The following is an 11,844-nucleotide window of genomic DNA, read 5'->3' as shown; positions in this document are numbered from 1 at the left end:
AACCCACCGATCCCCGCGGCCGCGGCGGCGCTCAGCCCGCCGCGCGCCGCTTCCGCGCGAAGCTCCTGTCGTCGTTCCGCGACGACGCGCACGCACGGAGGCCTTCGCCATGCAGCCTGCCCCGCCCATCCCGACGCTTGCGCGGATCGCGCTGGCCGTCGATCCGACGCCCGAATCGCTGTCAGCCGCGCATTACGCGCGCACGCTGCTGCGTCCCGGCATGCGATTGCGCGTCGTCTGCGCAATCGACAACCCGCGCCTCGTATTGCCCGACATCCCGCGCATCGACGCACTGCTGACGTCCGCGCGCGAGGACCTGATGCGCGAAGCGCAAGCCGTCAACGAGCGGATCGCGGCGTTGTTCGCCGACAGCGGCATCGAGGTCGAGCAGGCCGTCATCGATACGTCGGTGACGGGCGGCTCGGTGGCCGATGCGCTGGTGAACGACACGTTGGCATGGCGCGCCGACGTGCTGATCGTCGGCGCGAATCCGCATCACGGGTTGCTGCGGCTCGTTGAAGGCGCGATGTCGGACACGTTGACGACGCGCGCGCACTGCGCGCTGCTGATCGTGCCGGCCGCCTATGCGCGGCCGTCGGACGGCGGCCTGCAGCGGCTGATGTTCGCGGTCGACGGCAGCGAGCCGTCGCTGCACGCGGTGCGTGTCGGGCTCGGCTTCGCGGCGCCGACGACGTTGCTGTACGCGGCCTACGTGATCGATCGCGCGGTTCGTCTGACGGATATCGTGCCGGTGCGCGCGCTCGAGGATGCCTACCGCGCGGAGGGCGAGGATGCGCTCGCGAAGATCGGCCCGCTGTTCCATGCGACCGGGAACCCGACCAAGCGCGGTGTCGTCGAAACCCGCCCGACCAGCGACGACGTGGCGCACGCGCTGATGCGCGACGCCGTGCACTGGCGTGCCGAACTGCTGGTGGTCGGCACGCATGGCCGGCGCGGCATCGCCGCCTGGCTGATCGGCAGCGTCGCGCGCCGCGTTGCGCATCTTGCGGAGGTGCCGGTGCTGCTCGTGCGCGGTGCCGAATAAATCGCGCGGTGTCGAGATCGAAGCAGGCTTGGGTTGACCTGCATCAGAAACGGCGCGCGTATCGCGTGAGACATTGACGGAACATCGAGCTGCGCGGCCGGTCTGTCGCACATGGTCCGCGCAGCCACGCCGCAACGCGAGCGTCAAAGCCGATGATCGACGGTGCCTTCGCCGCTGTCACATCATTTTCCGGAGCCGCAACGTGCACGGCACGACGCGTCATCCGATCGAGAACTCTCTGGCACGAGGGTAGGCAGCCGGCGGCTGCCTTGGAGGACGGGCGGGGTGCAAGTCACCCCGTCCGCTTTCCGCTTTCGTGTTGTAGCTGGCCCCGTCCGGGTTGCTTTCCCCGCAGGAATCGTTGTCATCGCGGCCGTGTCGAACGGCGCGTCGTGATGCGTGATGGCATGCGCGCCGCTGTCATACGGGCGCGGTGTGCGGCAGGCGCTGCCGACGTTGCACGGCCCCCTTGCCGCGCAACGGCTGCTTGCACGTTCAGGTGGAGCGAAGCATCGACCGCAGGTCGTGCCGTCGGCCTGCGCCGCGTCGCACCCGCGGGCGCTGGGGCGCGACATGCAGCGGCGCGCATGCGCTGCACGTGCGGTTGCGCAGGCGGTTGGCATGCGGCCAGCCGGGGCGTGCCTTGCGGCGTGGCTCCACATCGGCCGGCGCATCGGGTGCGGCCCGCGCGCAAAGCGCAGCAGCGAACCGTTGCAACGCGAGAACCGAGCCCGCGACGCTCTGGTACTTTTCGCGGCCGATCTGCCCGTCGAGCGTGACGAGCAAACCGGCTTCGCGTGCGAGCGCAAGCAAGGTGTCGATATTGTCGGACGGACGGTTGCCGGCCGGCACGGCCTGGGCCGGCAGGGCGCGCGCGTTGCCCGCCGCGCGCCGCTGGCCGTCCCGGCCCGGTAAGTTGCGAAGTGCCATGGTTGGTCTCCTGCGCCAGGCCCCGCATGCCGGCTCGACGGCCGGCTGAGCGATGACCTGTATGAACGGTTCGTCCATGTCACCAGTATCGTGTGGCGCCCGTGCGCTGCCAAGCAGCGTGCGCTGAAGTCGCTGTCAGGGATTGCGCGGCGCGTATCGGAATCCGCTGACACGCACGGCGACCGATCGGCCGCCCCGGCGACGATCCGGCACGTTCGTTCCGACGAATGGGGGGCGCGTGGCAGACGTCGCTTGACGCATGATTTCGGCCGGTCTACGTTTGCGAGTGCATCGGCGTCGGGCAGCGCTCCATCCTTCGCCCGTCAGCCGGTGCCGCGCCCCGGGGTGGCGTGGCAGGGCTTCCAGTCTCGTTCGCGGGCAGTTTGCGCCGCGGATCTAGCGCGGCCGGTTCGGGGACGGATCGGCACGGCGGCACGCAACGTGCCGTTGATCGCGCGCAAACACACGCCGGCGCATCGCACGCCGCGCGGCCGTTCAGTCTTTAAGCTTCCGGTACCTTCTTCTTTTCGTTCCTCGACCGTCAGGAGTCCGTCGATGTCCAAGGACAGTTTGCTCGATTCACTCAAGGAAGCCGCCAAACAGCGCGCGATCGGTTCAGATCAGTTGCGTGCGATGCTCGACGACGAAGTGCGCGCATTGTCGTCCGACGCGCGGGTGCACGACTACATCCATGTGTTCGCGATCCGGCACCTGCGCGAGCGGATGCGTCAGCGGGACGACCTCGACAGCGACACACGCGCCGATGCGGCGCCCGCGGAAGCCGATCCGCGCCCGAGCCATCGCTTGTGACGGGCGTGCGCCGCGGCTGACGCCGCGGACGTCGCACGATCCGTTGCCGGGCCGGGCCAGGGCCGGATCCTGATCGACATGCCTGCCTCCGTCGACAGCGAACCAGCCCGTCCCGACTCCGTTTTTTGCCGCCGTGCCCAGGATTGCCGATGCCGTTGTCGCGTCCTGCGGCAGCGTGCGCGCATGGCGACGGCCGGTGTGGTCATCCTGACAATCCGCTGACAGTCAGCCTTGCGTTTTGTCATACGTTTCACTGAATTGTCACGGCGGCCTCAAGTAAGCGGCGCGATTGCCGTTTACCCGGTGAATTCGTCCACCGGGCGTTCGCGCTCCCTTACCGAGTCGTTGCCATGTTCTCGTCCATCCGCGCCCGCATCCTCGCCGCGTGCGTCGCCATCGTCGCATTCGCGCTCGTTGCCACCACGCTCATCAACTACTTCATCGCGCGCTCGTACAACGACGACGCGATCGACCGTAACCTGACCTCCGTCGCAAGCGGCCACGTGGTCGGGATCGCCGACTGGGTCGCCACCCGGAGCCGGATGATCGCGTCGCTGCAGGATGCCGCGCTGACGCCCGATCCGCTGCCGGTGTTCAAGCAGATGGCTACGGCCGGCGGCTTCACGAACGTCTATGCAGGCTACGCCGACAAGGCGTTCCACTTCTCCGACCCGACCGGCATTCCGCCCGACTACGATCCGACCGGCCGCCCGTGGTACAAGCAGGCCGCGCAGGCCGGCAAGCCGGTCGTCACGCCGCCGTACGTCGACGCCGGCACGGGCAACCTCGTTGTCACGTTCGCGGTGCCGATCCTGCGCGACGGCGCGCTGAAGGGCGTCGTCGCCGCGGATGTCGCGATGGATACCGTGATCGCGAACGTGAAGTCGATCCACCCGACGCCCGCGAGCTTCGGGATGTTGATCGACAGCAATGGCCACATCGTCGCGCACCCGGACCCGAAGCTCACGCTGAAGCCGGTCGCCGACGTGTCGCCCGAACTCGGCGCGACGAACGGCGCGACGATCGCGGCCGCGACCGTGCCGGTCGAGGTGAGCGTCGGCGGCGACGCGAAGCTGGTGCGCGCGCGCCCCGTGCCGGGCACCGACTGGTACGCGCTGGTGCTGCTCGACAAGAGCGAAGCGACGGCCGGGATGCGCTCGCTGCTGACCGCTTCGCTGGTCACGCTGCTCGTGATCGTCGCCGTCGCGTCGCTGATCATCGGCGCGATTACCGCGACCGCATTCCGCCGCCTGTCGCAAGTGCGCCAGGCCATGGCCGCGATCGGCTCGGGCGACGGCGACCTGACGCAGCGCCTGCCGGCCGACGGCCGCGACGAAGTGGCCGACATCGCGCGCTCGTTCAACAGCTTCGTCGACAAGCTGAACGACGTGATGCGCCAGATTCGCGATGCAAGCGAATCGGTGCGCACGGCCGCGAACGAGATCGCGGCGGGCAATCAGGACCTGTCGTCGCGCACCGAATCGGCGGCGGCGAGCCTCGAGGAAACGGCCGCGTCGATGGAAGAGATCACCGCGACGGTCGGCCAGTCGGCGGCGGCCGCCGGCCAGGCCGACGAACGCGCGGCGGCTGCGTCGCGGATCGCGTCGCACGGCGGCGTGGTCGTGTCGGACGTCGTCGCGACGATGGAGAAGATCGAGGAAGCATCGGGCCGGATCGGCGACATCATCGGCGTGATCGACGGGATCGCGTTCCAGACCAACATCCTCGCGCTGAACGCGGCCGTCGAAGCGGCGCGCGCGGGCGAGCAGGGCCGCGGCTTCGCGGTCGTCGCGCAGGAAGTGCGCAGCCTCGCGCAACGCAGCGCGCAGGCCGCACGCGAAGTGAAGGTACTGGTGGAATCGACGGTCGCGAGCGTGTCGGCCGGGTCCGGGCAGGTGCGTCAGGCCGGCGACACGATGCGCGAGATCGTCTCGAACGTGTCGAACGTGACGACCATCATCTCCGAGATCACGCACGCGGCGAACGAGCAGACGCGCGGCATCCAGGAAGTGAATCGCGCGGTCACGCAGCTCGACGAAATGGTGCAGCAGAACGCGGCGCTCGTCGAAGAGTCGACCGCCGCCGCGACCGCGCTGCAATCGCAGGCAAACGCGCTGGCGACGACGGTCGGGCGGTTCAAGGTCGCATGACGCGGCCGGTATGAAATACGGCCGCGCCGCTCAGGAGCGGCCGCTGTCGCGCATCAGCGCGAGCCGGTTGTAGAGCGTCTTCAGGCTGATTCCGAGCGCTTTCGCGGCGCGCGGCTTGTTGCCGTCGAAGTGGTGCAGCGTCGCCGCGATGAAGCGCTGCTGTGCATGGTGCAACGTCGCGCCGAGCGGCAGCGCCATCGTGTTCTCCGACAGGCGCTCGGGCGGCATCGCCGGCTTCGGCAGCGTGATGTCGATGCCTTCGTCCGACAGGATGTACGCGCGCTCGATCGTGTTGTGCAGCTCGCGGACGTTGCCGGGCCACGAGTATGCGCGCAGCGCCGCGATCGCGGCCTCGGTCAGCCGCTTGTGCGCATGGTGCCGCGCATTGAGCGCGTCGACGAACTCCAGCGCGATCGTCTCGATGTCGCTGTCGCGCTGGCGCAGCGGCGGCACGTACAGCGCAAATGCGGCGAGGCGGTAGAACAGGTCCTCGCGCAGCCGGCCGTCGCGCACGGCTTCGGCCGGATTGTGGCGCGTGGCCGACACGATGCGCACGTCGAGCGGAATCGGCTCGGTGCCGCCCACCCGGACGATCACATTCGATTCGATCGCCCGCAGCAGCTTCACCTGCAGCGGCGCAGGCATTTCGGCGATCTCGTCGAGCAGCAGCGTGCCGCCGCGCGCGGCTTCAAAGAAACCTTCCCGCTGCGCGATCGCGCCGGTGAAGCTGCCTTTCTCGTGCCCGAACAATTGCGACTCCGCGATGTCGGGCGGAATCGCGCCGCAGTTCACGGGGACGAACGGGCCGTCCCGCCGGGCACTGAGATCGTGCAGCCGGCGCGCGACGATATCCTTGCCGACCCCGCTTTCGCCGGCAATCATCACGCTGGCGTGGGTCGACGCGATTTTCTCGATGCGGCCGAGCAGCGTGCGCATCGCGGCGGACCGGCCGGACAACCGGCGGCCGTCTGCACGCTGCTTCGACCGGTTTGCGGTTTCTCCCATCGGCGTTAGCGGGCCGTTTTGAAAATCGGCATCACACGTTCCGTTGATTGCAATATTTATCATTGACAGCGAATTGGTCAAGAAGGTGCCGCAAAATAGAAATTTCCAATGTGCGGGGCGGGGGCGGAAGGAACAGGCCATCGATTCCTGACACGAATCGCGGCATTTTTGAGCGATCCAGGGTCGTATCGATGCTTTTTTACAGCATTCCGATGAAAAATCCGGTCGCGGCCAAGATGTGCCGATGCGGCCCGCCGCACCGGCCGGGCGCAGCCCTCCGTCCCGTGGAGCCACCCGGCAGCCGGGTAGCCGGGTAGACGGCACGGCGCACCATCCCGCCATCCGCGGCCTGCATCGGGCATGACGCTTGCGTATGCCACCACGCTCGCCCGGCACGCTCGACGGCACGCCGGATGGTCGACCAGCGGCATGGCGCCGTGCGACCGGAGCCGGCGCGAGGCAAGGATGCAATGAGGACCCTGACCCGTGAGCTGTTACGGCAGGGTGCATGGATCGTGCTGGCCGTCGGGCTGGCGTCCGCGCTGCAGGCGTGGGCGGTTCGCGTGGTCGGCGAGCACGCACCATTTGCGCCGCTGCCTTTTTATGCAGGCGTTGCGGCTGCCGCATGGCTGACGTCGTTCGGCGGCGGCCTGGTCGCGGCCGCCGCGAGCGTGGCCGTGATCGGTGCGCTCTGGTGGCGCGAGGCGCCGCTGGCCACGCTGCTCGCGCAGGCCGGCGCATTCGTCGCGATCAGCTTCGTCGAGTGCGTGCTCGTGATGGCCGTGAAGCCGCTGTTCGCGAACGATCGTCTTCGCGAAATCGATGACGGTGGCGACGCCGTTCGCCCGCCGCATCGCGAGCCGGCACCGGATCCACCTCTGCCCGTACCTGACGACGGCCTGCTGCGCCGCGTGGTCGACGCTTCGCCCGATGCGATCGTCGGGGTCGATGCCGCACGCCGGATCACGAGCTGGAATCCGGCCGCGCAACGGATCTTCGGCATCGACGCGGCGCAGGCCGCCGGTGGCGACATCGTCGCGATGATCGCACCGCGCTGGTTGCGGCGCCATCCGTTACCTGCGTCGTTCGCGAACCTGCGCGCGCCGGTCGGTCCGCTCGACGCGCTGTGCGTGCGACGCGACGGCGGCCATTTTCGAGCGACCTTCGCTGCGTCGCCGATCGTCGATGCGCAGGGCAACTGTACGGGCGTGTCGATGACGCTGCGCGATGCGCACGAACGGCGCCGCGGCGAGCGTCGCAACCTGCGCTCGCTGCGCGGCGCGCGCGACGCACGCGCGCAGGCGGACACGTCGAACCGGCTGAAGGACGAGCTACTGGCCACGGTGTCGCACGAGCTGCGCACGCCGCTGAACGTGATCTACGGCTGGGTCGAGGTGCTGCGCAACGCGGACGGCCAGGGTCTCGCGCAACAGGCGGTCGACGCGATCGATCGCAGCGCGCGGTCGCTGTCGCACATGGTCGCCGACCTGCTCGACGCATCGTCGCTCGCGACGGGCCGGTTGCGCCTCGAGCGCGTGCCGGTCGATCTCGTGCGGGTCGTGCGCGATGCCACGCGGGAACTCGACGCGACGGCCCAGGCGCAAGGGCTCGAATTGTCGACTTCGTATGCAATGCCGACCTGCGTGATTCCGGCAGACCGCGAGCGGGTACGCCAGGTCCTGTCGAACCTGCTGTCGAACGCGATCAAGTTCACGCCGCCGGGCGGCCGCATCGACGTGTCGCTGATCCGTGCCGGCGAGCGCGTGCGGCTGTCGGTCGCCGACACCGGGCAGGGCATTGCACCGGAATACCTGCCGCATCTGTTCGAGACGTTCAGCCGGCCCGAACGCGCATTGGTGTCGTCGAAGCGCGGTCTGGGACTCGGGCTGTCGATCGTGCGCAACATCGCGCAACTGCATGGCGGCGAGGTCGTCGCGACGAGCGCGGGCACCGGACGCGGGACGACCGTCACGGTCACGCTGCCGGCCGGCTGGGATGCCGACGATCCCGCCGGGAACCGGCTGCGCGCGGCGGGCACAACGGACACAGTCACGCTCGACGGCCAGCGCGTGCTCGTCGTCGACGACGACGCGACCTCGCGCGCGAGCCTCGCCGCGGCACTCGAAACGATGGGGGCGCAGGTGTCGACCGCGCAATCGGGACACGACGCGCTCGACGTGCTGGAACGGCGTGCGCCGAACGTCGTGCTGTCGGATCTCGCCATGCCGGACGGCGACGGCTTCTGGCTGCTCGACCGCATTCGTCATTTGCCGGGCGGTAGCGGGCATCTGCCCGTCGTCGCGGTGACCGCGCACGCCGGCAACGCCGACCGGCACCGCGTGATGGCCGCCGGCTTCGACGCGTATCTGTGCAAGCCGGTGGACATGCCGACGCTGGCGAGCGTGATCGCCGATGTCGCGCCGGACGCCGGGCACGATCGGAAAGCACGCGGCCGTTAGCAGCCGGCACGGCCGCGTGCCCGGTCATCCAGGAGGAAAGGAGGTGCGATGGACGCAACCGAAAGCACGCGGCACGACGGCAAGAGCGGCGGGCCGGCTTGCCTGACGCGCATGCGGTCGGTCGTGTCGGCCGCGATCCTGCCGATCCTGTCGTGTGCGTGGATCGCGACACCCCGCGACGCACCGGCCGACGAGGGCGTCGGAGCGGAGCGCGCGAGCCAGGCGTTACCCGCCTCGGCGGCGCAGGTCGCGCCGGGCGTCATCCGCCCAGGCTCGACTGCCGACGAGGCCGGCATGACGCAGCGGCCGACCGGTATCGATGCCGAGTTCGTCGACAAGGCGGGCATGATCGGCAAGGTCGAGCGGCAGGCCAGCCAGCTCGCGCTCGATCGCTCGTCGAACCCTGAAGTCAAGGCGTTCGCGCGCCGGATGGTCGACGATCACGGGCGGATCGCCGGCGAATTGCGGCGGCTTGGCGCGGCCAAGGGCGTACCGGTCCAGTCGCGGATGCTCGTTGATCCGGCCGTGACCGCGTTGCGAACCCAAGACGGCCATGCGTTCGACACGGCCTACGTCGCGGTGGCAGGCCCGCGCGCGCATGAAGCGGCGATCCGGCTCTACGAAGGCGAGGCGCGGAACGGCCGCGATCCGCAGCTTCGCGCGTTCGCGGCCAACGCGTTGCCGATGTTGAACGCGCATCTGGCCGCCGCCCGGCAACTCGCGCGGACGGTGGCGGCCGCGCACTGAGCCGTGATCGCGTTACCGCTTGCCGCCGTCAGGGCCGCCCGGCGACGCCTCGTACGGCGGTGAGTCGAGCGCCGTTTCGCCTTCCTCGATCAGCCAGTATGGCGAACTGCCGTAGTACGCGTGCAGCGCCTCGGCCCAGTCCGGATCGGCCATGGACGGCCAGCGATTCCTGTCGAAGCCGGGGGCTTCGCGCACGCGGTCGGTGGCGACGGGCAGCACGAAGCATTGGCGCTCGACGTCGAGCACGAGCACGTTCCACGGCACCGCGAGCAGCTTGTCGCCGATCCCCGGCAGGCCGCGCGACGACACGACCGCATACGCGATCCGGCCGGTGCGCACGTCGAGCATGATGTCGGCGACCACGCCGATGTTGTCGCCGTCGATCGTCAGGACGCGATCGCCTTCGAGCGTGCGGGCGGCCATTACGTCGGGCCCCGGCCCGCCGCCGGCCGAGCGACGGCTGCCGCCGACGATGCGCATGTCGTCGTGTGACGGTTGTTCCGCTGTCATCGAATACCTCCTGGTCGAAGCGGCACCCGGGCGGGCACGCGACATGAACGGGCGCCGGTCAGCGCCGGCGCGGCAGCGACACGTCCTCGAGCGTATTGGCCAGCTCGTCGCGCTCGGGGCCGCCCGCGCGCGTCGCGATATCGCCCAGCGACACGATGCCGACCAGCCGCCGGTTGCGGTCGAGCACCGGCAGCCGATGCAACTGGACATCGGCCATCCGTTGCTGGACGTCGCCGACACCGTCGTCCTCGACGCACCACTGCACGGGTCGGGACGCGACTGCCTGCACGGGCGTATCGGACGAATGGCCGTGCGACAGTCCGCGCACCGCGAGGTCGCGGTCGGTCACGATCGCGACGAGTTCGGGGCCGTCGCAAACGGGCAGCACGCCGATATCGAAGCGCCGCATCAGTTCGGCCGCGTGGCGAATCGTGTCGGTTGGCGCGACGCACACCACGTCGCGCGACATGATCTCTGTGACGCGATACATGAACGCCTCCTTCGTGAGCGAGACGATTCGGGAGCAGATAGCGTGCCGCGCGCGGGAGGCCCACGCGGGGCCCCGACGGCCGGGCGACGGAGAAATTTGCCAGCCCGCTTGTACATCTTCCACGGCGGCAGCCGCGTACGGGCCGTGCAGGGCGTCAGTGGCCGATGCCTGTCATCGCGACGATCGCGAGCACCACCGCGCTTTCGATCGCCGCCAGCGCGGCGACGCCGGCGGCGCCGCTGACTTCATGCCATCTGCGTTCAAGGCGTTTCATCAGATCAACTCCGGATTGCACCGGCGCGCCACCGCGCCGTAGCGCAGCGCGGGCCGGGTGCCGCCGTCAGCCGTGATCGCGGGGCGGGGATGGGACGTGCGGCGCGCGGCGTTCGTGCTCGCCGGGCGGCTTGGCAGGGTCGATACGAGTCGCGCCGCCAACGGCGGGCGGGTCGCTGGCCGGAAACGTCTCCTCGAGTCCCTCGTCGATGCGTTCCTCCGTCTTGTCTTTGGGCGGCGGGCGCGACGTGGCGAGCCAGAGCAGTCCGGCAGCCGGTGACACGGCGTCGTGGCGGCCGGTAGCGTGAACGGTCATGGTCGAACCTCCTTGGTCATGGATGCGGGCGCACGCGCCGTGCCTGCGCAGGGCAGGCGGCGTGACGCGTGCGCGTCGGCGAAACCCGGCGGGGCGCGGTGCAGCAACGCGCGCCGTCGGCATGGACGAGAGGGCATCGTGATGAATGCATCCAGGAAAAGGATACGTTACGACGCGAACGGATGCGGTGGCGATTTCTCCCGCGTGCGCGAGCGCTTCGGCACGTGGAAGCGCGCATCGCTGGTCGATCGGCCCGAGCGGCGCATGGTCGACGACGAGAACGAGGTACGTGAACTGAACGACACCGTCTGCGACGGCCCCGAGCGCACGATGTGGGGGGCGATGACGGCCTGCGACGACTGAGCGTACGGCAGCGGACAACCGGGGCGGCGCGCGAGCGGGCATGCCGGTTGCGCACGGTGCCGGCGCCATCGAGATGCGCGTGCCGTCGCGCAGGAGAGACATGACTATGCCATTCACGCTGCACCGCCCCGAGCCGACGACGCCCGATGTCGGCCCGGATCCGACGACACCCGAGCACGACGATCCCGTCGATCCGCCCGTGCCCGACGGGCTGCCGCAGGGCGACCCGCCGTCGCACCCGCCGCCGATGCGGATGCCGGCAGGAAGCGGTGCACACAACCGGCCGCGCGAACACTGAAAAGGAGGACCGTCATGGACATTCACGTGCAATCGCCAGACAAGCGCGCGATCGCTCAGGTGCTGGGCCGCTATTTCGAATCGCGCTCGCTGCGCTATCACATCGAGGAATTGCCGGGCGGCGTGCTGCAGATCGGCTTTCGCGCCAGCGGCCGCCCGGTCGCCGTCACCGTGTCGTTCGACGATGCCGCGTACGACACCTATACGCACTGGGACGCCAGCCAGAAGCAGCTTGCGCTCGGACGGCTCGCCGATGGCTTCTCGCGGATGATGTCGACGCGCAGCCCGGCCGCGCTGGCCGGCGACTATCACGTCGAGCGATTCTGACGCCACCACGCTTTACCGGTCTGTCCCGCGTACGGCAAAGTGCCCGCGCGCAGCGGGCGCTTTGCGTCTCTCGCGCGCGTCGCGTAGGATGTCCGTTAATTCAGCGCACGCTACGTTCGCGC

12 protein-coding genes and 1 pseudogene are annotated in these 11,844 nt (G+C 69.4%); 8 read left to right on the top strand and 5 right to left on the bottom strand.

Translation table 11 applies throughout. The features are described from left to right. Nucleotides 1-109: 109 nt before the first annotated feature. A complete protein-coding gene (locus B7G54_RS02735) occupies nucleotides 110-1,045 on the top strand; it encodes a universal stress protein (RefSeq protein ID WP_085037636.1) in 936 nt (311 codons plus the stop codon). Nucleotides 1,046-1,540: 495 nt separating this feature from the next. On the opposite strand, the gene B7G54_RS02730 is transcribed toward B7G54_RS02735, so the two are convergent. After that, complete coding sequence (locus B7G54_RS02730; protein ID WP_085037635.1) at nucleotides 1,541-1,975, bottom strand: hypothetical protein; 435 nt, start codon at nucleotides 1,973-1,975, stop codon at nucleotides 1,541-1,543. A 555-nt stretch (nucleotides 1,976-2,530) separates the two neighbouring features. Between B7G54_RS02730 and B7G54_RS02725 the strand changes: the two genes are divergently transcribed. After that, entirely contained in the window at nucleotides 2,531-2,785 is a 255-nt protein-coding gene (locus tag B7G54_RS02725; protein WP_085037634.1) for a DUF3562 domain-containing protein, read from the top strand. 350 nt (nucleotides 2,786-3,135) lie between these two features. Then, complete coding sequence (locus tag B7G54_RS02720; RefSeq protein ID WP_085037633.1) at nucleotides 3,136-4,935, top strand: methyl-accepting chemotaxis protein; 1,800 nt, start codon at nucleotides 3,136-3,138, stop codon at nucleotides 4,933-4,935. 30 nt (nucleotides 4,936-4,965) lie between these two features. On the opposite strand, the gene B7G54_RS02715 is transcribed toward B7G54_RS02720, so the two are convergent. Continuing rightward, nucleotides 4,966-6,003 (bottom strand): sigma-54 interaction domain-containing protein, encoded by a 1,038-nt coding sequence (locus B7G54_RS02715; RefSeq protein ID WP_085037632.1) that lies wholly within the window; start codon nucleotides 6,001-6,003, stop codon nucleotides 4,966-4,968. Nucleotides 6,004-6,410: 407 nt separating this feature from the next. Between B7G54_RS02715 and B7G54_RS02710 the strand changes: the two genes are divergently transcribed. Then, on the top strand, nucleotides 6,411-8,399 hold the full coding sequence (locus B7G54_RS02710; protein WP_085037948.1) for a hybrid sensor histidine kinase/response regulator: 1,989 nt from the start codon (nucleotides 6,411-6,413) through the stop codon (nucleotides 8,397-8,399). Between the two features lie 48 nt (nucleotides 8,400-8,447). Beyond that, nucleotides 8,448-9,146 carry a DUF4142 domain-containing protein gene (locus B7G54_RS02705; RefSeq protein ID WP_244289240.1) on the top strand — a complete coding sequence of 233 codons (699 nt, stop codon included), beginning with the start codon at nucleotides 8,448-8,450 and terminating at the stop codon, nucleotides 9,144-9,146. A gap of 12 nt (nucleotides 9,147-9,158) precedes the next feature. Here the strand turns inward: B7G54_RS02705 and B7G54_RS02700 are convergent, their stop codons facing one another. From B7G54_RS02700 to B7G54_RS02690, 3 genes are all read right to left on the bottom strand, one after another. Continuing rightward, a complete protein-coding gene (locus B7G54_RS02700; protein WP_085037631.1) occupies nucleotides 9,159-9,656 on the bottom strand; it encodes a PRC-barrel domain-containing protein in 498 nt (165 codons plus the stop codon). A gap of 58 nt (nucleotides 9,657-9,714) precedes the next feature. Further along, entirely contained in the window at nucleotides 9,715-10,146 is a 432-nt protein-coding gene (locus tag B7G54_RS02695; RefSeq protein WP_085037630.1) for a CBS domain-containing protein, read from the bottom strand. 340 nt (nucleotides 10,147-10,486) lie between these two features. Continuing rightward, a complete protein-coding gene (locus B7G54_RS02690) occupies nucleotides 10,487-10,735 on the bottom strand; it encodes a hypothetical protein (protein ID WP_085037629.1) in 249 nt (82 codons plus the stop codon). A 141-nt stretch (nucleotides 10,736-10,876) separates the two neighbouring features. Between B7G54_RS02690 and B7G54_RS02685 the strand changes: the two are divergent. The 3 genes and pseudogenes from B7G54_RS02685 to B7G54_RS02675 all read left to right on the top strand — a co-directional run. Then, a pseudogene (locus tag B7G54_RS02685) lies at nucleotides 10,877-11,089 on the top strand (hypothetical protein); the annotation flags it as partial. 109 nt (nucleotides 11,090-11,198) lie between these two features. After that, nucleotides 11,199-11,396: a hypothetical protein gene (locus B7G54_RS02680; protein WP_133059137.1), complete on the top strand. Its 198-nt coding sequence runs from the start codon at nucleotides 11,199-11,201 to the stop codon at nucleotides 11,394-11,396. Between the two features lie 14 nt (nucleotides 11,397-11,410). Beyond that, nucleotides 11,411-11,722, top strand: a complete 312-nt coding sequence (locus B7G54_RS02675; RefSeq protein ID WP_041492268.1) for an ATP-binding protein — start codon at nucleotides 11,411-11,413, stop codon at nucleotides 11,720-11,722. The last annotated feature ends 122 nt before the right edge of the window (nucleotides 11,723-11,844 follow it).

Origin of the sequence: Burkholderia puraquae (assembly GCF_002099195.1) — a bacterium.
In the GTDB taxonomy this organism is placed as follows: domain Bacteria; phylum Pseudomonadota; class Gammaproteobacteria; order Burkholderiales; family Burkholderiaceae; genus Burkholderia; species Burkholderia puraquae.
The sequence above is the reverse complement of the archived record's forward strand: the minus strand, read 5'-3'. Positions and strand labels throughout refer to the sequence as shown.